The sequence below is a fragment of the Janthinobacterium sp. SUN176 genome, from assembly GCF_030587335.1.
Lineage (GTDB): Bacteria > Pseudomonadota > Gammaproteobacteria > Burkholderiales > Burkholderiaceae_D > Janthinobacterium > Janthinobacterium kumbetense.
The window spans coordinates 3355534-3377217 of record NZ_JAPWIA010000001.1 but is presented as its reverse complement, the minus strand read 5'-3'; the positions used below and the strand labels follow the sequence as shown (position 1 = coordinate 3377217).

21 protein-coding genes and 1 other RNA gene are annotated in these 21684 nt (G+C 62.5%); 8 read left to right on the top strand and 14 right to left on the bottom strand.

Going from position 1 to position 21684, the window contains the following annotated elements:
• Positions 1-40: 40 nt before the first annotated feature.
• The 5 genes from O3299_RS15265 to groES all read right to left on the bottom strand — a co-directional run bounded on the left by O3299_RS15265 (position 41) and on the right by groES (position 5063).
• Entirely contained in the window at positions 41-1579 is a 1539-nt protein-coding gene (locus O3299_RS15265; RefSeq protein WP_171985176.1) for an oligopeptide:H+ symporter, read from the bottom strand.
• 118 nt (positions 1580-1697) lie between these two features.
• Positions 1698-2255 carry a GNAT family N-acetyltransferase gene (locus tag O3299_RS15260; RefSeq protein WP_305062619.1) on the bottom strand — a complete coding sequence of 186 codons (558 nt, stop codon included), beginning with the start codon at positions 2253-2255 and terminating at the stop codon, positions 1698-1700.
• Between the two features lie 93 nt (positions 2256-2348).
• Positions 2349-2825 carry a hypothetical protein gene (locus O3299_RS15255; protein ID WP_305062618.1) on the bottom strand — a complete coding sequence of 159 codons (477 nt, stop codon included), beginning with the start codon at positions 2823-2825 and terminating at the stop codon, positions 2349-2351.
• Between the two features lie 247 nt (positions 2826-3072).
• On the bottom strand, positions 3073-4722 hold the full coding sequence (gene groL / locus O3299_RS15250; protein ID WP_034786546.1) for a chaperonin GroEL: 1650 nt from the start codon (positions 4720-4722) through the stop codon (positions 3073-3075).
• A 50-nt stretch (positions 4723-4772) separates the two neighbouring features.
• Positions 4773-5063, bottom strand: coding sequence for a co-chaperone GroES (groES, locus tag O3299_RS15245; RefSeq protein ID WP_010400979.1), 291 nt, complete (start codon positions 5061-5063; stop codon positions 4773-4775).
• Between the two features lie 524 nt (positions 5064-5587).
• On the opposite strand from groES, the gene O3299_RS15240 reads away from it, so the two are divergent.
• From O3299_RS15240 to O3299_RS15220, 5 genes are all read left to right on the top strand, one after another.
• Positions 5588-6334: a hypothetical protein gene (locus O3299_RS15240; RefSeq protein ID WP_305062617.1), complete on the top strand. Its 747-nt coding sequence runs from the start codon at positions 5588-5590 to the stop codon at positions 6332-6334.
• Between the two features lie 129 nt (positions 6335-6463).
• Entirely contained in the window at positions 6464-6754 is a 291-nt protein-coding gene (locus O3299_RS15235; protein ID WP_306558416.1) for a DUF904 domain-containing protein, read from the top strand.
• Positions 6754-7065 (top strand): cell division protein ZapA, encoded by a 312-nt coding sequence (locus tag O3299_RS15230; protein ID WP_034747344.1) that lies wholly within the window; start codon positions 6754-6756, stop codon positions 7063-7065. Before O3299_RS15235 ends, O3299_RS15230 begins: the two co-directional genes overlap by 1 nt.
• 54 nt (positions 7066-7119) lie before the next feature.
• Positions 7120-7297, top strand: a non-coding RNA gene (ssrS, locus tag O3299_RS15225) — 6S RNA.
• Between the two features lie 78 nt (positions 7298-7375).
• The gene (locus tag O3299_RS15220) at positions 7376-7840 is read left to right on the top strand and encodes an EVE domain-containing protein (RefSeq protein ID WP_305062616.1); all 465 of its coding nucleotides are present in this window, start codon (positions 7376-7378) and stop codon (positions 7838-7840) included.
• Here O3299_RS15220 and O3299_RS15215 read toward each other — a convergent pair.
• From O3299_RS15215 to O3299_RS15205, 3 genes are all read right to left on the bottom strand, one after another.
• A complete protein-coding gene (locus O3299_RS15215) occupies positions 7837-9354 on the bottom strand; it encodes a GGDEF domain-containing protein (protein WP_305052985.1) in 1518 nt (505 codons plus the stop codon). The two genes, O3299_RS15220 and O3299_RS15215, sit on opposite strands and share 4 nt — an antisense overlap.
• A gap of 156 nt (positions 9355-9510) precedes the next feature.
• Positions 9511-10341: a prolipoprotein diacylglyceryl transferase gene (lgt, locus tag O3299_RS15210; RefSeq protein ID WP_305062615.1), complete on the bottom strand. Its 831-nt coding sequence runs from the start codon at positions 10339-10341 to the stop codon at positions 9511-9513.
• Between the two features lie 79 nt (positions 10342-10420).
• Positions 10421-11332 (bottom strand): LysR family transcriptional regulator, encoded by a 912-nt coding sequence (locus tag O3299_RS15205; RefSeq protein WP_305062614.1) that lies wholly within the window; start codon positions 11330-11332, stop codon positions 10421-10423.
• 182 nt (positions 11333-11514) lie between these two features.
• Between O3299_RS15205 and ilvD the strand changes: the two genes are divergently transcribed.
• Together ilvD and O3299_RS15195 are read left to right on the top strand one after the other, a co-directional pair.
• Positions 11515-13380, top strand: a complete 1866-nt coding sequence (ilvD, locus tag O3299_RS15200; protein WP_289898712.1) for a dihydroxy-acid dehydratase — start codon at positions 11515-11517, stop codon at positions 13378-13380.
• Between the two features lie 220 nt (positions 13381-13600).
• Entirely contained in the window at positions 13601-13912 is a 312-nt protein-coding gene (locus O3299_RS15195) for a c-type cytochrome (protein WP_099666767.1), read from the top strand.
• A 21-nt stretch (positions 13913-13933) separates the two neighbouring features.
• Here the strand turns inward: O3299_RS15195 and O3299_RS15190 are convergent, their stop codons facing one another.
• A complete protein-coding gene (locus O3299_RS15190; protein ID WP_305062613.1) occupies positions 13934-14941 on the bottom strand; it encodes an NAD-dependent epimerase/dehydratase family protein in 1008 nt (335 codons plus the stop codon).
• A gap of 91 nt (positions 14942-15032) precedes the next feature.
• Between O3299_RS15190 and O3299_RS15185 the strand changes: the two genes are divergently transcribed.
• Entirely contained in the window at positions 15033-15935 is a 903-nt protein-coding gene (locus tag O3299_RS15185) for a LysR family transcriptional regulator (protein WP_305062612.1), read from the top strand.
• Here the strand turns inward: O3299_RS15185 and O3299_RS15180 are convergent.
• The 5 genes from O3299_RS15180 to folD all read right to left on the bottom strand — a co-directional run bounded on the left by O3299_RS15180 (position 15928) and on the right by folD (position 21253).
• Positions 15928-17070, bottom strand: coding sequence for a branched-chain amino acid ABC transporter substrate-binding protein (locus O3299_RS15180; protein WP_070257968.1), 1143 nt, complete (start codon positions 17068-17070; stop codon positions 15928-15930). The two genes, O3299_RS15185 and O3299_RS15180, sit on opposite strands and share 8 nt — an antisense overlap.
• A gap of 369 nt (positions 17071-17439) precedes the next feature.
• Positions 17440-17814 (bottom strand): hypothetical protein, encoded by a 375-nt coding sequence (locus tag O3299_RS15175; protein ID WP_305062611.1) that lies wholly within the window; start codon positions 17812-17814, stop codon positions 17440-17442.
• Positions 17811-18236, bottom strand: coding sequence for a DNA polymerase III subunit chi (locus O3299_RS15170; RefSeq protein ID WP_305055970.1), 426 nt, complete (start codon positions 18234-18236; stop codon positions 17811-17813). The genes O3299_RS15175 and O3299_RS15170 overlap by 4 nt, the downstream gene beginning before the upstream one ends.
• 7 nt (positions 18237-18243) lie before the next feature.
• The gene (locus O3299_RS15165; protein ID WP_370385283.1) at positions 18244-20328 is read right to left on the bottom strand and encodes a M3 family metallopeptidase; all 2085 of its coding nucleotides are present in this window, start codon (positions 20326-20328) and stop codon (positions 18244-18246) included.
• Positions 20329-20407: 79 nt separating this feature from the next.
• The gene (folD, locus tag O3299_RS15160; RefSeq protein ID WP_099666771.1) at positions 20408-21253 is read right to left on the bottom strand and encodes a bifunctional methylenetetrahydrofolate dehydrogenase/methenyltetrahydrofolate cyclohydrolase FolD; all 846 of its coding nucleotides are present in this window, start codon (positions 21251-21253) and stop codon (positions 20408-20410) included.
• Positions 21254-21684 lie beyond the last annotated feature (431 nt).

The following is a 21684-nucleotide window of genomic DNA, read 5'->3' as shown; positions in this document are numbered from 1 at the left end:
GGCGCCCGAGGGCGCCCTTTTGCGTTACATCAAACCGGCATCACGCTTTCGCCGGGATGACCGCCTGGCGGTAGTTATCCACCATCTTGTAGCGCTTCGCATACAGGCCGAAGGCCAGCATGGCCACGGCGGCAAAGGCGGCGAAGAAGAACATCTGGAAAGCTGTCACGCTGATGCCGCTCTCGGCGATCTTGCCGATCACGCCTTCGTTCATGACGCTGCGGTTGACGATCAGCACCCACAGGTTGCCCACCGTGGTCGACAGGTTCCAGAAGCTCATGATGGCGCCCTTCATGGACACGGGCGCCTGGCTGTACGCAAACTCCAGGCCCGTGGCCGAGACCAGCACTTCGCCGAACGTCAGCAGCGCGTACGGCAGGATCTGCCACATGATGGAGACGGCGTTGCCGCTGTCGAGGGCCAGCTGCAGCAGACCGATGACGATCCACGCCAGCGAGGAAAAGCCGATACCGGCCGTCATGCGGCGCAGGGCCGTCGCTTCCAGGCCGAAGCGGTTCAGCATCGGGTACAGCACCAGGTTGTTGAACGGGATCAGCAGCATCACCAGCATCGGGTTCAGCGCCTGCATCTGCGCCGGCAGGAACCAGCTTGGTTTTTCCATGGTGTTCGCCTGCACGATCCACGTCGAGGCCTTCTGGTCGAACAGCGAGAAGAACGGCGTGACGAGGGCGAAGATGACGAGGATGCGCAACACGGCGCGCACGCCTTCGACGGCTTCGTCAGGGTGGATGCCGCGTGCGCGTTCCAGCTGCATGGCCGTGCCGATGCTGCCGAAGGCCAGCAGCAATACCAGCGCGGTACACGCGGCAATCACGAAGCCCCATTCGGGAATGCTGTAGAACGCATACAGGGCGCCGATCACGCCGACGTAGGCCACGTACAGGCCGGGACGCGAACCGCCATCGACACGCGCCAGCAGGGCCGTGCGGGCCACGCGGGTGAACGAATCGGGATTTGGCGGCGCCGGCGGCACGTGCACGTATTTCTTGGCGCCCATCCAGAAGACGATGGTGGCGGCCAGCATCATCAGGCCGGGGATGCCGAAGGCGATCGACGGGCCGAAGTCGCGCAGGAACATCGGCATCAGCAGCGAAGCGAAGAAGGAGCCGAAGTTGATGATCCAGTAGAACAGGTCGAATACCAGCTTGGCCTTGTGCTTGTTGGTCTGGTCGAACTGGTCGCCGACAAACGAGGCCACCAGCGGCTTGATGCCCCCGGAACCGAAGGCGATCAGGAACAGGCCGAAATAGAAGCCGTTGACGCTGTTTTCAAACAGGGCCAGGCAGGCATGGCCGGCGCAATACACAAGGCTGAGCCAGAAGATGGTGTTGTATTTGCCAAAGAAGCGGTCGGCCAGCCAGCCGCCCAGCAGCGGGAAGAAGTACACGCCGATGACGAAGGTGTGGAAGACGTGCTTGGCTTCGCCCGTGCGCTGGTCGATCGGGATCATCAGCAGCAAGGTGCTGATGAGGAATGGCGTCAGGATGTTGCGCATGCCATAGAAGCTGAAGCGTTCGCAGCCTTCGTTGGCGATGATGTACGGTATTTGCCGCGGCATTTTGCCCGTGGCGGTTTGTGTCTCGGCCGATGACATTGGCTCTCCCCCAAGTTTTTTTTGTAAGCCGCGATGCTAAGGCCTGCCGCGTTTGCTTGCAACAGAAAAAACGGCCTGTCCGCTATTTCGCAGAGATTTGTAAGGTATTGATTTTCATAAAGACATTACTTTCGGCACTTGCGCGCGCCGGGCGGGGCAGCCACAGCTGCATTTGCAGCATGCCATCCGATGCGGGACAGTCTTCCAGGGTAAAACCGCAACCGAGGTACAGGGTCAATGCCGCGTGGTTGTCCTGCGCCACGGCCAGGCGCACGCGGCCCAGTTCGGGAATGGCGCAGGCATGGGTGATGGCGGCCTGCACCAGTTGCCGTCCCGCGCCGCGCCCGCGCGCCTGCGGCGCCACGTACACACCCCACAGGCTGGCCTTGTCATGCACGACGGCAATCGGTTCGCGGCGCAGGCCGGCCAGCGCGATCAATTGTTCCTCGTCGAAAGCGCCAAATATTATTTGGTGGGGAGTGGCGCGCAAGCGCTGGGCTATCTGTGCCAGCGGCAAGCCGCTTTCCGCCGCATGCGTGGTGCAGAAGGCGGCGGGCAGTTCGGCGATGCCGGCCAGGCGCAGCGCGCGGTAGGCGGCAACGTCGTCTGGCGCGAGGGGACGGACAGTGATGGCTGGCATGTGGGCGAGTATCGGGCTTCGATGCCAGAAAGTAAAGCTTGCGCTGCAAGGCAAGCGTCCCTGGCCATCGCGCCCGTCGCCGGCGCAGGGGCCTTACTGCGTGGCGACGCGCTGCATGGGCGCATTGTCCTTGCGCCATTGTTCCAGGCTGATCAGCTCAGCGCTGACGATGTCGTCGACGAGGATGCGCTTGCCGTCGGGCGAAACGACGAAACTCTCCCACCGGTGCGCCACATCGGGCGTGCTTTCGAAAAAGCTCAGCTGATAACAGGCGACGCCATCGACGAGGCGCGTCTCGGGTGACGTTTCCATCACGGCACCATGGGCGCGGCCGCCCGACGCCTTTTCGATATGCGCCGACCAGGCCTTGATTTCCGGCAAAGCCATCAAGGCATCGATGGCGCGCGCGTTCTGCTCCGGCGCCGCCGTCTGGCTGCTCGCGGCGGGGGCATTGTCTGCCTGCGGCGCGGATTGCTGGTGCAGGTAGAAAGCGCCGAGCCCGGCGGCCAGCAAGCCGGCCAGGATGCCGGCGATGATGGTGGTTTTGGAAGAGGAGGCGCGTGGCGGCATGATGGTGAGCATGGGAAAGAGGGACGATGGCGGCCATGCTAAAGCAAAACGCCCAGGCCGGCAATCGCCGGGCTTGCCAAACGGGTTTGCGAAACGGGTTTGCCAGATCACCAGGCGAAAAAAAGCCACCTTCCGTAGAAGGTGGCTTTCGGGGCCGCCGGGAGGCGCTGGCAGCTTTTGGTCTGCCAGCCCTGTCCCTGCGTATGCGGCCAGTCGCGCCGTCGCCTGCGCGACTGGCCGCCGGACATTACATCATGCCGTCCATGCCGCCCATGCCGCCCATACCACCCATGCCGCCGCCCATGCCGCCGCCTGCTTTGTCGTCAGCGATTTCGCAGACCATGCAGTCGGTCGTCAGCATCAGCGAAGCGATCGAAGCGGCGTTTTGCAGCGCCGAACGGGTCACTTTGGCTGGGTCCAGGACGCCCATTTCAACCATGTCGCCATACGTGCCGTTGGCAGCGTTGTAGCCGTAGTTGCCCGAGCCAGCCAGTACGGCTGCCACGACGACCGAAGCTTCTTCGCCAGCGTTTTGCACGATCATGCGCAGTGGCTCTTCCATTGCGCGCAGGACGATCTTGATACCAGCGTCTTGATCAGGATTGTCGCCCTTGACCGTGATGTTGGCGCGTGCGCGCAGCAGGGCTACGCCGCCGCCTGGCACGATGCCTTCTTCCACGGCAGCGCGGGTTGCGTGCAGTGCATCTTCAACGCGGGCTTTTTTCTCTTTCATTTCGACTTCGGTGGCTGCGCCAACCTTGATCACGGCAACGCCGCCAGCCAGTTTGGCTACGCGCTCTTGCAGTTTTTCACGGTCGTAGTCCGAGGTCGCTTCTTCGATCTGTACGCGTACTTGTTTTACGCGTGCTTCGATCGAGGCAGCTTCGCCGGCGCCATCGATAACGATGGTGTTTTCCTTGCCCACTTCGATGCGTTTCGCTTGGCCCAGTTCGGCCAGGGTCACTTTTTCCAGGGTCAGGCCGACTTCTTCAGCGATCACTTGGCCGCCGGTCAGGACAGCGATGTCTTCCAGCATGGCTTTGCGGCGGTCGCCGAAGCCAGGGGCTTTCACTGCGCAAGTTTTCAGGATGCCGCGGATGTTGTTCACAACCAGGGTCGCCAGCGCTTCGCCTTCGATGTCTTCCGCGATGATCAGCAGTGGACGGCCAGCTTTTGCGACTTGTTCCAGTACCGGCAGCAGGTCACGGATGTTCGAGATTTTCTTGTCGCACAGCAGGACGAATGGGCTGTCCAGTACGGCAACTTGTTTCTCTGGGTTGTTGATGAAGTATGGCGACAGGTAGCCGCGGTCGAACTGCATGCCTTCAACGATGTCCAGCTCGTCGTTCAGCGACTTGCCGTCTTCTACGGTGATGACGCCTTCTTTGCCGACTTTTTCCATCGCTTCAGCGATACGCTCGCCGATCGAGTAGTCCGAGTTCGCCGAGATCGCGCCAACTTGGGCGATTTCCTTGGTCGTGGTGCAAGGACGGGCGATTTTCGCCAGTTCTTCGACGGTGGCTGCAACAGCTTTGTCGATACCGCGCTTCAGGTCCATCGGGTTCATGCCGGCGGCAACGAACTTCATGCCTTCGCGCACGATGGCTTGTGCCAGCACGGTCGCGGTGGTGGTGCCGTCGCCGGCGTTGTCGCTGGTGCGGGAAGCAACTTCCTTGACCATTTGCGCGCCCATGTTCATGAGCTTGTCTTTGAGTTCAACTTCTTTCGCTACCGACACACCATCCTTGGTGACGGTAGGGGCGCCGAACGAGCGCTCCAGGACCACGTTGCGGCCTTTCGGGCCCAGCGTTACTTTGACTGCGTTGGCGAGGATGTTGACGCCTTCGACCATCTTGGCGCGCGCTGCGTCGCCGAATACTACTTCTTTAGCTGCCATGTTCAATTCTCCTGAGTTTCGGGATGTATCTGTCTACAACGTGGAAACAATTACTTGACGACGATCGCCATGATGTCTTCTTCGCGCATGACCAGCAGCTCATCGCCGTCAACTTTGACGGTTTGGCCGGCGTACTTGCCGAACAGGACGCGGTCGCCCACTTTGACATCCAGAGGCCGGACTTTGCCGTCGTCGAGAATCTTGCCATTGCCTACGGCAAGGACTTCGCCTTGATCCGGTTTTTCAGCAGCTGCATCAGGAATGATGAGGCCGGACGCAGTTTTGGTTTCCTGGTCGAGGCGTTTGACGATGACGCGATCGTTTAATGGGCGCAGATTCATACAAAACTCCTTAAAGTTCAATGGATAAGTGTTGCTAAATGAATACATGCCTGGCGCAGCGCCAGGCCTGCTTTCAGTGACCGCCGTTGAAAGCAGCCCGCAACGGTCAAGCAAACCCCATGTCATCGAGTGCGTGCCGGCGCTGGGCAGTGGTGGCATCGCGGCGTCGCCCGCCGCGTAGCGTTCCCTGCTGTTGTCCGGCATGCACCATCATGTCCTGAGGATTGCTACGAAAGAGTTTGTTAGCACTCTCTACTAACGAGTGCTAATTATAGGGACGGTAGGGGGCTTATTCAAGGGGAACATATAGATAGATGCTGAGCAGAGCCTGCATCTACACAGGGTTTGCGCCAGCACAAGCCTCGTTCCCGGGCGTCAGCAACAGGCGCGACTCTAGCATGTCGTTCGGAGAGGGGGTGTTCCTGTACGCACAGGAAACAGAGTTTGACTATGAAATTTGATAAGATGATTGCAATTGCATATCAATATCGCCACATAGTGCCGCTCGCGCCAGAAAGAACACCATGCCATTCCCGCTTTCCCGCCCCGCCCTGCGCCTGCTGGGCGCTACCGTCATCGGCCTCGCCTGCCTGGGCAATGCCGCCGCACAAACGCCCACCATCGTCGACGAAATCACCGTGGCGGCTTTGACCCCGCTGGAAAAGGACATGCTGCTCAATGACTTGTTCAACGACTTGAACAAGGACGACGACGACCAGGAAGCCCATGTGTGGGATAACGGCGGCGACCGCGGCGTGCTGGTGAAAGTCACGTATAACTTCAGCAACTCCGGCATGACGGAGCACAGCCTGAAGGCGCACGTCTGTCGCGACCTGAAATTCGTCGTTACGGCAGGCGACAAGTCGCAGGACCTGAGCCGCCGCACCTGTTCGCAAAACAGCGGCCGCTGGGATGTGCAGGGCAAGGATCCGGCGCCCGTCGTATATCCGCCATTCCTGTCCGACGTGACCATCGCCAAGCTGAATGCCAAGGAAAAACAAGCCTTGCTGACGGCTGCCGTGCGCACCTTGAAGGATGAAGAGGATGGCAAGACGCGCCAGTGGAGCAACAAGGGCCTGGGCAATGCGGTGCCGCTGGCAGTGCGCCTGACGCCCTCGGGAACGGACGCCAAACCTGGCAGCTACCGCAGTACTTGCCGCGACTTGACGATGGTGCTTGACGGAAAGGGTGGGCAACAGACGCTGACGCGCCGCTCTTGCGAAAACCGCTATGGCGGACTCGATATCGAACCCGATTACGTCGACGAGTAAAACGCCGCCATCGCGGCGCTGGCGGATGCGTGCAGATGGCGAAAAGCGCCGGAAAAAGCGTGTATTGTCCGCCAACTGCCCTGCATTGATGTAAATATGTGTGACAGCGGCGTGATTCGATTGACGCCCATGGAGCGTCCGCCCTATAGTGGCGGGATGATTTCCGAATTCAACGAATTATCCGACAAAATAGGCCTGCTGGCCGAAATGACCCATGCGCTGCGCCGTGAAAACGCGCAATTGCGCAAGGACAATGCCGCGCTGGCCGCCGACAACGCCCTGTACGTGCAACGCATGCGCGAGGCGCAGGAGCGGGTGGAAGCGTTGCTGGAAAAAATTCCCGAACTGGTGCAAGCTGGCCTGGAGCAAGCCGCTTCGGAAGCGGGCGCCTATATTGCCGAGAACGAGAAGGAAGCGTAATGCCGCGTGTCGATGTCAATATCATGGGCCAGTCCTACAGCATGGTGTGCCGCGACGGCGAAGAGCGCGCGCTGCGCGAAGCGGCGATCTATCTCGATAGCAAAATGAAAGCCATCCGCGACGCGGGCAAGGTCAAGGGCAACGACCGCATCGCCGTGCTGGCCGCCCTGGGCGTGGCCGCGGAATTCCTGTCCGTGAAGTCGCCGCAAGGTCCGCTGTCGGAATTGACGATACTGGAAGTGAAGCAGAAAATCTCGGCCATGCACACGGTATTGGATAGTGCTCTGACGCCCCAGGAAAACCTTTTTTAAGCGCGTACGCGACGATTTGTCTTTGCGATGCGCGATCAAAGGAGTAAACTTGGGTCTACCCTGCGGTGTTCGCGATTGCCATATATTCCTTGAACCATTTATGCGCATCGGTTGCGAATTTTGTTTGATGGGAGTGAGCGTCGCTCGTTCGACGAACCCGAAATTGAACTAACGTGACCACCTTGAACCGTTTGGTTCGGGATGCCGGCATAGCGGCACAGGCGGGGCCCAATTTGCAGTACCAAGAAAACGGTTGCAGCATCATGCTCAGCCGTTTTTTTACGCCTGTTGCTTTTGATAGGGAGTGAACATGAAACAATACTGGCTGATGAAATCCGAACCCGATGAAGTGAGCATCGACGACCTGATGGCCGCGCCGCAGCACACCATGCCGTGGTTTGGCGTGCGCAACTACCAGGCGCGCAACTTCATGCGCGATGGCATGCAGCCGGGCGATGGCGTGCTGTTCTACCATTCCAGCTGCCCGCAGCCGGGCGTGGCGGGCGTGGCCGAAGTGGCCAGCGGCGCGTATCCCGATCACAGCCAGTTTGAAGCGGGCGGCAAATATTTCGATGCCAAGGCGACGCCGGAACAGCCGCGCTGGATCAGCGTCGACGTGCGCGGCCTGAAGAAGACGGCGCTGCTGCCCCTGTCCGAGATGCGCCAGATGCCGGAGCTGGAAGACATGCTGCTGCTGAAGAAGGGCAGCCGGCTGTCGATCACGCCCGTGACGCCGGCGCAATGGAAAGTCATTACCGGCAAGCTGACAGGCTAGCCTTCGACCCGGTTGCGGCCATTCTGCTTGGCCCGGTACAGGGCCTGGTCGGCGGCGGCCAGCAATGCTTCCGGCGTTTGTCCTGCGTCACTCAAGGCCAGGCCGATGCTGGCCGTGACCAGGCCGCCGCGCGACGGCGCGTGGGCGATGGCGGCCGCGGCGATCGCTTCCTGCATCTTCTGCGCCACCGCCAGGGCGCCCGCGCCATCGGTGGCGGGCAGGATGGCGGCAAACTCTTCGCCGCCGAAGCGGGCCGCCAGGTCGCTGGCGCGCGGCAGCGCGGAATGCAGGGCCGCCGCGATCCGCACCAGGCAGGCGTCGCCATACGGGTGGCCGAAGGTATCGTTGAGACTTTTGAAGAAATCGATATCGATGATCAGCAGCGCCAGCGCTTGCTGGTTGCGCGCGGCCCGCTGCCACTCCAGCTGCAAGGTCTGGTCGAAGCAGCGCCGGTTGGCGATGCCCGTCAAGCCATCCGTCAGCGACAGCTTTTCCAGCTTGTCATGCGCCGCGCGCAAGGCCAGTTCGCTTTGCATGTAGCGGCTTTGCAGGGTGGCCGAGCGCAGCGCGTGGACCGTCAGCGCGACAAACAGGGCGCTGGCCGCCAGGTAGAAATGCTCGCGCAGCACGACGAATCCCAGTCCGAGCAGGGCTGCCGTGAAGAAGATGGGGCTGAAGTTGTCAATCAGCAAGGTTAACGGCCGCGGCGGCCGCGCTTCTTCCTCGCCCGGCTGCACGCGCATGGCCAGCACCGCCAGCAGCAGGAAAGGCATGCTGGGCAGTATCTCGCTGGGACCGGATTCGGCCAGCGCGTGCAGGGTCAGGTAATTATAGGCGCCCGCGCAGGCGGCGTAGCACCACAGGAACACGCTGAGCAGAAGGTAGAAGCGCCCTTGTGCGCCATCGCGGCGGTGCGCCAGCAGGCGCAGCGAGGCGCAACAGGCCAGGACGAGGTTTTCCACGTTGTACGTCGTCACCAGCAGGCTGGCGGGTATCGGCGCGATCGAGCGCTGGTCGAAGGGCGAGACGGAAAAGATGGCCGTGTAGGTCAGGTAGGCCGCCAGCAGCACTTGCACGGCGTCCAGCCATTGCAGGGTGCGCGAAGGGTGTCTGTCGCTGACCGAGGAAATGGCCAGCAGCAAGGGCGCGCCATACATGAAATAGGCAAAATCGGAGAAATACGTCGTGTCGGACGCCACGTGGCCGCTCAGGTCTTGCCAGGCGGAAAGGGCCATGCCCACGCTCCAGAATAGCATGGCGGCCGCAAACAGGCCCCAGCCCGTGCGCACGACGCCGGGTGCGCTCAGGCTGGCGTTGCGGCAGCAGGCAGCCAGCGCCAGCAGTGGCGCCATCACGCCGAACAGGTAGCTCACGGCGGGACCGCGCGTCCCGGCCCAGGCCGTCAAGGCCAGCTGCGCCAGCACGTAGCCGCCCGCCAGCGCCAGCCAGAATGTCGTGGTCTTCCTCGCATACTGCATGGATGGGACTCCCCGCTCGAATTGCCAACACAGCATGATTGCATGCCTTGCTCTTGCTGCAGGGTAAAGCGATCATTGCGCTATCGCAAGCGAAGATTCATTCCGCAAGGAAATTGTGCTGCTTTGAGGGAAAGATTGCCGGAGGAGGGTGATGGCGCGCCTGTCTGGCGCGCCATCGGGGGAACAGCGGTTTTACGTGTTTGCGGGGCGGGTCTTGGTGGGCGGCGTGCCCATCACCTGGCTTTTATACGCCCACACCAGCAGCGCGATGGCGCCGACGATCATCGGCAAGGACAGCATCTGGCCCGACGTGATCGGCACGCCCAGCCACACGACTTCCCAGTCCGGCGTGCGGAAGTATTCCGTGAAGAAGCGCGCGCAGCCGTACAGCAGGGTGAACATGGCGCCCACGGCCATGCGCGGACGCTGCTTGCGCGCATACAGCCACAGGATGATGAACACCAGGATGCCGTCGACCAGCATCTGGTAGATCGGCGACGGGTGCACGGGATACGGGATGCCCGGCCATTGCATGGCCCATGGCAGGGTGTCCGGGGCGATGCGGCCCGGCAGTTCGGCATTGATGAAGTTGCCCAGGCGGCCAGCCGCGTAGCCGAGCGGCACCAGCGGCGCGATGAAGTCGAGCACGTCGAACAGGTTGCGGCCCGCCTTGCGGCTCCACAGGTACATGGCCAGGATGACGCCGAGGAAGCCGCCGTGGAAGGACATGCCGCCATGCCACACCATGAAGATCTCGAGCGGATTGTGCAGGAAGTATTCGGGGCGGTAGAACAGTACTTCGCCCAGGCGCCCGCCGATCACCACGCCCAGCATGCCGTAGAACAGCATGTCGTCTAGGTCTTCCTTCTTCCAGCCCAGCACGGCGATATGCGGCTGCTTGATGCGCACGCGGCCCAGGATAATGAACAGGGCGAAGGCCAGCACATACATCAGGCCGTACCAGTGCACGGCGAGCGGGCCGATCTGGATGGCTATCGGGTCGGGCATCGGGTGTATCAGCATGGGGTTTCTTTCTTTGTTTAAAGCTAAGGTTGCGTAGTATGGGGGCGCTTGCGGTTTTTTGCCTTAGCGGCCACTTAATTTAAGGGGCAGTACCGCCGATCTGCTTGCGCAGCAGCGCCAGAAAGCCTTGCAGCACGGCGGACGGGTTGTCGCGGCGCCAGGCCAGGCCCGTTTCCACCAGCGGCGTGGCGTCCTGCAGCGGCCTGTATTCTACGCCCGGGCGCATCAGATTCGATACCGATTGTGGCACAAGCGCGATGCCCATGCCAGCCGAGACGAGGCTGACGATGGTTTGCATCTGGATCGCTTCCTGGCCGATCTGCGGCGTGATGCCGGCCGCGCGGAACACGCCGAGGATGGCGTCATGCAGGGCGGGCGAGATCGCGCGCGGGAAAATGATCAAGGGCAGGGACGGCACGTCGCGCAGGCGCACGGGGCCCGGCGTGTTCAAGATGTCGAGGCCGGACGGCGCGGCCAGCACCAGCGGTTCGGCCAGCACGGGCAGGTAATCGAGTTCCCCCTTCGCCTTCTCGGGCAGGGGCGGGATCAGCAAGCCCGCGTCCGTGCGCCCGGCCAGCAATTCGTCCAGCTGCAGGTCGGACGTGGCTTCCTGCAGCGCGATCTGCACTTGCGGATAAGCCGTCTGATACGCGCGCAGCAGCGGCGGCAGCACGCTGTAGTCGGCCGAGGAAACAAAAGCCAGGCTCAGGCGGCCCGCCTCGCCCTGCGCGGCCCGCCGCACCAGTGCGGGCAAGTCCTGTGCCTGCGCCAGCAGTCGGCGCGCCTCGGGCAGCAGGGCCGTGCCGGCCGGCGTCAGCTGCACCTCGCGGCGCGTGCGCACGAACAGGGGCGCGCCCAGCAAGTCTTCCAGGGCCATGATGGTTTGCGACAGGGGTGGCTGCGTCATGTGCAGGCGCGCGGCGGCGCGGCCGAAGTGCAATTCCTCGGCCACCGTGACGAAATAGCGAAGTTGTCGTAATTCAAGATTCATATGCATTTCCATGCTGATCGGATGCTGTGATACATAAAACGACTCACAGACACGTGCATCATATATTTGACAGTGGGACGCGCGCAAGGCAATCTGACGTACCCCCACTGCATGCAGGGTTTTACTGCGAATTTTTCTGTAAGCCCGCACAGTCAGGCACCAACACTTTTGGAAGGTCCATCATGCCGCAATACCGCTCCCGCACCACCACCCACGGCCGCAACATGGCTGGCGCCCGCGCCCTGTGGCGCGCCACCGGCATGAAGGATGGCGACTTCGACAAGCCGATCATCGCTGTTGTCAACTCGTTCACCCAGTTCGTGCCCGGTCACGTGCATTTGAAAGACCTGGGACAGATGGTGGCGCGCGAGATCGAAGCGGCCGGCGGCGTGGCCAAGGAATTCAACACCATCGCCGTCGATGACGGCATCGCCATGGGCCACGGCGGCATGCTGTATTCGCTGCCGTCGCGCGACCTGATCGCCGACTCCGTCGAATACATGGTCAACGCCCACTGCGCCGACGCCATGGTGTGCATCTCGAACTGCGACAAGATCACGCCGGGCATGCTGATGGCCGCCATGCGCATCAATATCCCCGTCGTCTTCATTTCCGGCGGGCCGATGGAAGCGGGCAAGGTCGTCAAGGTGGTCAACGGCACGCAGAAGATCATCAAGCTGGACCTGGTCGACGCCATGATCAAGGCGGGCGACAGCACGGTGTCCGACGCCGACGTGGCGGAAATCGAACGCTCGGCCTGTCCGACCTGCGGTTCCTGCTCCGGCATGTTTACGGCCAACTCGATGAATTGCCTGACCGAGGCGCTGGGCCTGGCCCTGCCCGGCAACGGCACCATCCTGGCCACGCACTCGGACCGCCAGCAGCTGTTCCTGCGCGCGGGCCGCCTGATCGTCGAACTGGCCAAGCGCCACTACGAGCAGGACGATTACAGCGTGCTGCCACGCTCGATCGCCACCAAGGCAGCGTTTGAAAACGCCATGGCGCTCGACGTCTCCATGGGCGGCTCGACGAATACCGTGCTGCACCTGCTGGCCGCCGCGCACGAGGCGGAAGTGGCATTCACGATGGCCGATATCGACCGCATCTCGCGCAAGGTGCCGTGCCTGTGCAAGGTGGCGCCGATGACGGACAAATACCATATCGAGGACGTGCACCGCGCCGGCGGCATCGTGGGCATCCTGGGCGAACTGGCGCGCGCCGGCCTGCTCAACACGACTCTGCCGACCATCCACGCGCCCACCCTGGCCGACGCCATCGCGCAGAACGACATCATGTGCACGGACAATCCGGCCGTGCATGAACTGTTCCGCGCCGCGCCGGGCGGCGTGCCGACGCAGACGGCGTTCTCGCAGTCGGAGCGCTTCGCCGCCGTCGATACGGACCGCAGCACGGGCTGCATCCGCGACAAGGCCCACGCGTATTCGCAGGATGGCGGCCTGGCCGTCTTGTATGGCAACCTGGCGGAAAAGGGCTGCATCGTCAAGACGGCGGGCGTCGATGAAAGCATTTTGAAATTCTCGGGCAAGGCGCGCGTGTTCGAAAGCCAGGACGCGGCCGTCGCAGCCATCCTGGAAGACACCGTGCATGAAGGCGACGTCGTCATCATCCGCTACGAAGGCCCGAAAGGCGGCCCCGGCATGCAGGAAATGCTGTACCCGACGTCGTACATCAAGTCCAAGGGCCTGGGCAAGGCGTGCGCGCTGTTCACGGACGGGCGCTTCTCGGGCGGCTCCTCGGGCCTGGTGATCGGCCACGCCTCGCCGGAAGCGGCCGAAGGCGGCGCCATCGGCCTGGTGGAAGAGGGCGACTTCATCGACATCGATATCCCCGAGCGCACCATCAACCTGCGCGTGACGGATGCCGAACTGGCTGCGCGCCGCGCCGCCATGGAAGCGAAGGGCGATGCGGCCTGGCTGCCCGTTAACCGCGACCGCTACGTGTCGCAGGCGCTGCAGGCGTATGCGGCGCTGACGACGTCGGCCGACCGGGGCGCCGTGCGCGACCTGTCGCAGCTGAAGAAGCGCTGATTTGTTGCGCAGGTAAGACAGCCGGCCCCGATCTGCTGCGCGGGGCCGGCTGTCGTTACATCGCCTTACAAACAACATGGTCATGGGCGCGCAGATGGGGCAGAATATGACTGCCTCCCGTCTACATTGCGTTACTACATTGAAACGCTTGATCTGGGCTCGTGGTGCATCTGCGGAAACACAGTAAAATGCCGCAGGAAGTAACTTTGGAGAAAAGACAATGAAACGTTTTATGTTGGTGAGTGTATTGACCGTATCGGCTCTGGCATCGCAAGCAGCGTTGGCCAATCCGGACTTGGCGAAAGCAAAAAACTGCATGGCTTGCCACGCGGTGAGCACGAAACTGGTGGGCCCTGCGTTCAAGGACGTGGCAGCCAAGTACGCTGGCCAGAAAGACGCGGAAGCCAAGCTCGTGGCGAAAGTCATGAAGGGCGGTTCCGGCACCTGGGGCGCAATCCCGATGCCAGCGAACCCGCAAGTGAGCGATGCTGAAGCCCACACCCTGGTCAAATGGGTACTGGCACAGAAATAATCTGTGCCGCAGTACCTGCAGTCAGCGCGCCGGCAATCCCGGCGCATTTTTTTTGCCTGCCGCCTTCAGATTGCCCATGCCTTCCAGTGTCGTCCGCACCGCCTCGTCGAGCGGCGTATGCGGCTCCTGGCCCAGCACGGCCAGCAGCCGCGCATTGTCCATGGACAGGGGCGTTTGCCACAGATAGCGCATCTCGCGCATTTCGCGCAGGGTCGCCACGAACGGCGACGCCAGCGCCACCAGCCACCACGGAAAACGCCGGATGACAGGTGGCGCGCCGGTCGCCTGCTCCACCGCGCGGGCAATCGCGCCCGTCATTTGCCGGCCGTCGTGGTCCCAGTGGCCCGCCATGTGAAAGCGCGCAAAGGCGGGCAAGGCGGCGCGCATGGCCAGCAATCGCACCATCGTGCGCGCCACGTCGGGCAGGTAGGACCACTGGTGGCCCACGCCGGGCGCGCCCGGATACAGGATGCTGCGCACGGGCTGGCCAGGCTTGACGAGGCCTTGCGAAAACCAGTTATTGCCGGCGCGGGGGCCGAAGAAGTCGCCCGCGCGCACGATCAGGACCCTGGCGCCCTGCGTGGCGGCCCATTCCAGGCGCGCCTCCAGTGCCACGCGGATGGCGCCCTTGCGCGTCAGCGGGCGCTGCTGCGCGTCTTCTGTCAATACAGGAAAGGCGTCGGGGCCGAAGTTGTACACGGTGCCAGGCAGCACGATGGTGGCGTTTTCGGCAATCGCCGCGGCGATGGTGTTGTCGAGCATGGGCAGCACCAGCCGGCCCCAGTGGCGGTAGCCGGGCGGGTTGACGGCGTGCACGATGACGGCGCAGCCTTTGGCGGCCGCCAGCACATCCGCGCGCGACAGCGCATCGCCGCGCAGCCATTCAATGCGGTCTCCCCGCGGCGGCGGCGTTTCTCCCCGCGTCAGGGCGCGCACCTGCCAGCCCGCAGCCAGGAGCTGGCGCAGCATCTCGCCGCCGATGCCGCCCGTGGCGCCCAGTACCAATGCCGTGTTTTTCGTGTTTTCCATCCTGACCTCCGTGTGGTTGATGGAGCCAGTATCTGTCGCGCAAGGTTAATTGGGAATTGACGAGCATCGACCACAGGCTATACATTTATGTATGACTAATTCGATTGCCTGGGAATACTATCGTTCGCTGCTGGCCGTGCTGAAGCACGGCTCCCTGTCCGGCGCGGCCCGCGCGCTGGGCATCACGCAACCCACCGTCGGCCGGCATATCGCCGCGCTGGAACAGGCGCTGGGCGCGACCCTGTTTACGCGCTCCCAGCTGGGCTTGCTTCCCACGGAAGTGGCCCTGGCATTGCGGCCCCATGCGGAAACCATGGAGCATACGGCCGCCCTGATGGAGCGCGCCGCCAGCAGCCACGGGCAGGGCGTGGCCGGCGTCGTGCGCATCGCGGCCAGCGAAGTGGTGGGCGTGGAAGTGCTGCCGACTATCCTGGCCCGCCTGCGCGCGCGCCATCCGGGCTTGGTCATTGAATTGGTATTGAGCAACAAGGTGCAGGATTTGCTGCGCCGGGAAGCGGATATCGCCGTGCGCATGCTGCGTCCGCGCCAGGAGCAGCTGGTGGCGCGCAAGGTGGGCGATATCGAACTGGGCCTGCACGCGCATGCGGATTACCTGGCGCGGCACGGCATGCCGCTGGCACTGGCCGATCTGGCGCGCCATGCCGTCATCGGCTACGACGAAGCGAGCCCCTTCGTACGCAACGCGGGCGCCGCCTTCCAGGGATTTTCGCGGGAAAACTTTGCCTGGCGCAGCGACAGCGACCTGGCGCAACTGGCCCTGATCCGCGCGGGCGCCGGCATCGGCGTGTGCCAGGCGGGGCTGGCGGCGCGCGATCCGGCCCTGCGGCGCGTGTTGCCGCAGGCGTTTGCGCTGCCGATGGAAACGTGGATCACCATGCATGAAGACTTGCGCGGCAGCCTGCGCTGCCGCGCCACCTTCGACGCGCTGGCCGAAGGATTACGCGATTACGTTGCCAGCCAGCCGCTTATTTAACGACTTCCATCTTGGTTTTCTTACCGTCGCGATAGGTGAACAAGGTCAGCGCGCCATCCTTGATGTCGCCGTTGGCATCGAACGAGATCGGCCCCGTCACGCCCTGGTAGTGCACCTTGGCCAGGAATGGCAGGTAGACGGACGGTTTCGACGACTTGGCGTCGGCCATGGCGGTGGCCATGGTCATCACGGCATCGTAGACGTAGGGCGCGTACAGCTGCACTTCCATGTTGTATTTCTGCTTGTAGCGGGCGCGGAAATCGTCCATGCCTTTTTGCTGCGCGCCCGTCACGCCGCCCGCTTCCGCGCAGGTGACCATGTCTTCGCCCACGGCGTCGCCCGCCAGCTTGCCCAGCGGTTCCGTGCACAGACCGTCGCCGCCCATGAACTTGGCCTTGATGCCCAGCGCCTTCATCTGGCGCAGCATGGGGCCGCCCACGGAATCCATGCCGCCAAAGAAGATCAGGTCGGGATTTTTCGACTTGATGCTGGTCAAAATGGCATTGAAATCGGTCGCGTTGGCATTGGTAAATTCCTTGCCGACGATTTGCACGCCTGGCGCCGCCTTCTTGGCGCCTTTGACGAACTGTTCCGCCACGCCCTGGCCGTAGGCCGTGCGGTCATCGATGACGGCGATTTTCTTCGCTTGCAGCTTGCCCACGGCATACGCGCCCAGGGTGCCGCCCAGCTTGTTGTCATTGGCCACCACGCGGAAGGCCGTGTTGAATTTTTGCTGGGTATACGTCGGGTTGGTGGCGGCCGGCGAAATCTGCGGAATGCCCGCATTGAAGTAAATGCGCGAGGCGGGAATTGTCGTGCCCGAATTCAGGTGGCCGACGACGCCGTTGACCTTGGCGTCGACCAGCTTTTGCGCCACGGCCGTGCCCTGCTTGGGATCGGCTGCGTCATCTTCGGGCACCAGCACGAATTTCACGGCTTTGCCGTCGATCTTGAAGCCTTTGGCGTTCAAATCCTCGATGGCCATCTTGGCCGCGTTCTCGTTATCCTTGCCCAGGTGGGAGCTGGCGCCAGAGACCGGGGCGACGTGGCCGATCTTGATGATTTCCTGCGCGCCCGCATGGCCGGCAAAGGCGAGGGCGACGGCGAGAGGAAGGACTTTGGTCTTGAGCAGCATAAACATTCTCCAATGGATAAAGATACGGCGGCGTCTCGTGAAAACCGCTTCGAGGGGCGGTGCATTTGAAGAAGGTACAACAAAAAACAGGCGGCGCAAAGCCGCTTTTGGGGCTTTTTGCATTTTGTCGCAACAATCACCAAAGTGAGGCGCGATGCACCGATTTCGCAGGCGCGAGCGCACCAAAGAATGGCGTTGGGAGGGATACAGGTGTAGAGAAATCAGGCCAAATATGCCTAGTAAACTGACAGCACCTGATAAAACCGTAGCGAGCGGAAGGGAGAGGTGGCTGAGAAGTGCAACCGTACTAGGGTACGGTGAGCATCGCAGGCCGCCTATACCGACGCGCAGTAGGTTTTTGCAGGTGTCTTAGTGCGCGGGAGGGTGCAGGTGACCTAATTCATGGCTGACGGCATGGGCGACGATCTGTTCCAGCGACTGCTGCAAGTCCTCGCGCAGGGCGCCGCGCATGCCGATCAGGGCGTTTTGCAGGGCCGTCTGCAGGACGTGGGCGATGCGCTCTTCCAGCAGGTGATCGATCTTGCCTTGTACCTGGTGCAGGATACGTTGCGTCAGGCGCTGTTCGATGGCGTCCCAGTCGGGTTGCACTATGCTCGGGGGCAACATCGGCGCTTCCTCGACGGCAGGCGCAGCCGCAGCTGGCACGGCAGGGTCCGGCACTTCCGGCCCCAGCAGCACTTCCGTCAGCAGGGGGATGCCCTGGTCGAATGGTTGATCACTCATGACTTGCCTGCCACGAAGTGGGTCGGTTGCACGTTTTGCTGGCGGTAGTGCAGGAAGCGTTGGCGGCCCGCCTGCGCATCTTGCTCATCCATGGAGACGATCTCGAAGACGCGCTGGAATTGCGCGTAATTAGCGGGCGGCAACTGCGACAGGTTGACGAGGATGTCGTGGTGCGGCAAGTCCGTCGTTGCGTCATCGGTCAGGATGATGGGCGTCTGCGCCGCCAGCGGATCGCCGGCCAGCACGTGGGGCAGGAAATCCGTGGCGGAAATGGTCCACATGGCGCTGTTCAAAGCGTCGAGCTGGGCGCCATCTTGCGCCAGGACGACGACCTTGTTGCCGGCCATATAGGCCTTGCGCGCCAGGCGGCAGGCGTAGGCCAGCTTGTCCGGCACGTTGCTGTGAAAATCGACGCGGCTCATGGCGGACTCAGGCGGCCATGCCGCTGTGGCGCAGCAGGGCGTCGATCGATGGTTCGCGGCCGCGGAAGGCCGTGAACGATTCCAGCGCGGGGCGCGAGCCGCCGACGGACAGAATTTCCTGCAGGTAACGCTTGCCTGCCGCCGTGGTGGCGGCCGGGCCCAGCGCGCGGGCTTCTTCAAACGCCGCATAGGCGTCGGCGGACAGCACCTCGGCCCATTTGTAGCTGTAGTAGCCGGCCGCGTAGCCGCCGGCGAAGATGTGCCCAAAGGAATTCTGGAAACGGTTGAACGGCGGCGGAATCAGCAGCGAAAACTTGGCGCGCACGCCGTCGATCAGCTGCTGCACGCTCTGGCCCGTGCTGGCATCGTAGTCATAGTGCAAATGCATGTCGAGCAAGGAGAACTCCACCTGGCGCAGGGTTTGCAGGCCGGACTGGAAATTCTTGGCCGCCAGCATCTTGTCGTACAGCGCGCGCGGCAGCGGCGCGCCCGTGACGGCATGCGCCGTCATGTGCTCGAGCACTTCCCATTCCCAGCAGAAATTTTCCATGAATTGCGATGGCAGTTCCACGGCATCCCATTCGACGCCGGCGATACCCGACACGCCCAGCTCGTCGACCACCGTCAACATGTGGTGCAGGCCGTGGCCGAATTCGTGGAACAGGGTGATGACTTCATCGTGCGTGAACAGGGCTGGCTGTACCTTGCCGTCGACCACGGCTGGTTCCGTGAAGTTGCAGGTGAGATAAGCGATTGGCGTTTGCACGTGTTGCGCGTCGGCGCGGCGGCCGCGCGCGTCGTCCATCCAGGCGCCGCCGCTCTTGCCCGCGCGCGCATACAGGTCCAGGTAGAACTGGCCGACCAGCTTGCCGTCGCGCTCGATGCGGTAAAAACGCACATCCTTGTGCCAGACGGGCGCCGTATCGAGCTTGATCTCGACGGCGAACAGGTTCTGGATCTGGCGGAACAGGCCGTCGATCACCTTGTGTTCAGGGAAATACTGTTTGACTTCCTGGGCCGAGAACGCGTAGCGGCGTTCCTGCAGCTTTTCGGAAGCGTACGGTACGTCCCATGCTTGCAGTTCGGCAATACCCAGTTCTTCCTTTGCGAATTGTTTCAGTTCTAACAAGTCTTTCTCGGCGAACGGGCGCGCGCGTTGGGCCAGGTCTTCCAGGAAAGCGATGACTTGCGCGGGCGAAGTGGCCATTTTGGAGACCAGCGACACTTCGGCGAAATTGGCGTAGCCGAGCAGTTGTGCCTCTTCGTTGCGCAGTCGCAACAGAGTAACGATGTTCTGCGTGTTGTCCCACTCGTCCTTCTTGCTGAAGACGTCGCCCTGGTCCGATGCCTTGGTGGCATTGGCGCGGTAGATGGTTTCGCGCAGCGCGCGGTTGTCTGCAAATTGCAGGATCGGGTAATAAGAAGGGAAGTGCAGCGAGAATTCATAGCCTTGCTTGCCCGCCTTGTCGGCGGCGGCGCGCGCGGCAGCCTTCACGTCGTCGGGCAAGCCGGCCAGTTCAGCTTCGTTCTCGACCAGCAACTTGTAGTCATTGGTGGCGTCGAGCACGTTTTCGGAAAAGCGCGTCGAGACGGCCGCATGTTCTTCCTGGATGGCGCCGAAGCGCTCTTTCTTGTCCTCGGGCAACTCGGCGCCGCCCAGGCGGAAGTCGCGCACGGCATTGTCGACGATGCGCCGGCGCGCGGGCGACAGGCTGGCGAAATCGGCGCGGGCCTGCAATTGCTTGTATTTGCCGAAGAGGATTTCGTTCTGGCCCAGTTCGGTCCAGAATTCCGTCACCTTGGGCTGGTTCGCATTGTAGGCGGCGCGCAGTTCCGGCGTATCGACCACGCTGTTCAAGTGGTTGACGATGCTCCAGGCGCGGCCCAGGGTTTCGGCGATCTGGTCCTGGGGCGCGACGAAGTTTTCCCAGCTCACTTCTTCCATGGGCGCTTCCAGCTGCGCTACCGTGGCGCGCGCCTGGGCCAGCAGGGTATCGATGGCAGGCGTGACATGCTCGTGCGTGATCGCGTCGAAGCGTGGCAGGCCGGAAAAATCAAGCAGGGGATTGGTATTCATCGTCGGTTCGTCCATTCTGTCTTCATATATGGCGCGCCTGAAAAATGTTCAAGGCCAGGCAACGCCGCCATGAGCATTGTCTCAGGTGCTCCTCTTAAATGCGCTCGGCGGCTTCGACCGTGTTCATCAGCAACATGGTGATCGTCATCGGACCCACGCCGCCCGGTACCGGGGTGATGTGCGACGCCACTTCCTTGATGCCGGCAAAATCCACGTCGCCGCACAGCTTGCCGTCATCGTCGCGGTTCATGCCTACGTCGATGACGATGGCGCCCGGCTTGACCATGTCGGCCGTCAGGGTGTTGCGGCGGCCGACGGCGGCCACGACCACGTCCGCCTGGCGCGTGTACAGGCCCAGGTCCGGGGTCGCACTATGGCAGATGGTGACGGTAGCGTTCGCTTGCAAGAGCAGCAGGGCCATCGGCTTGCCGACGGTATTGCTGCGGCCGATGACGACGGCGTGCTTGCCGCGCAAGTCCACGCCCGTGCTTTCGATCAGTTTCATGCAGCCATACGGCGTGCACGGGCGGAAGCCGGGCAAGCCCGTCATCAGTTCGCCGGCGCTCAGGACGGAATAGCCGTCCACGTCTTTCGTCGTGGCGATCGCTTCGATGACCTTGTGCGGGTTGATGTGCTTGGGCAAGGGCATTTGCACGAGGATGCCGTGGATGGCCGGGTCGGCATTCAGGCTGGCGATGCGTGCCAGCAAGTCCGCTTCGGACAGGTCCGCTTCATATTTTTCCAGCACCGAGTGGAAACCCACGTCGCCGCACGCCTTGACCTTGTTGCGGACATACACCTGGCTGGCCGGGTCTTCGCCGACGAGAATCACGGCCAGGCCGGGCTGGGTGCCCTTGGCCGTGAGGGCGGCGGCGCGCGTGGCGATCTCGCTGCGCAGTTTTTGGGAGAGGGCGATTCCGTCGATCAGTTGTGCTGGCATGGTAGGGAGGCTGTGTGGGAGGGAAAAGACAGATTATAAAGCCGGGCGGCGCAAAGGGGCGGTTTTGGCGCCAAGCCTTTAAGTTAAGCAGTGCCATGCGTTTAAAAGCGCAAGGCTTAACAACAGCGGGCCGGAAACGCGGGCCTGAGAAAATGCCGATGGCGGCGTTGCAGCTCCTTGCCGTACTGGCGTACTGTCTGCGTCGCTGCGCCTTGCCCTCGACATTTTTCAGGCTCGCTTGGCCCGGTATACCTGTGCGGACGACCGGGGTTTAAATTCGGTTTGTTGGTGTGCTCGTGAGCCGTACCCCTCCCGAGATTTGCTTTCAAGGGGAGGGCGGCGCTCACTTGCCGGCATTCCGCTTGTGGCGCCGCTATTTGCTACTCTGCTCACCCTAATTTCCGGGCAGAATTTGCGGCAGTGCAGCATAA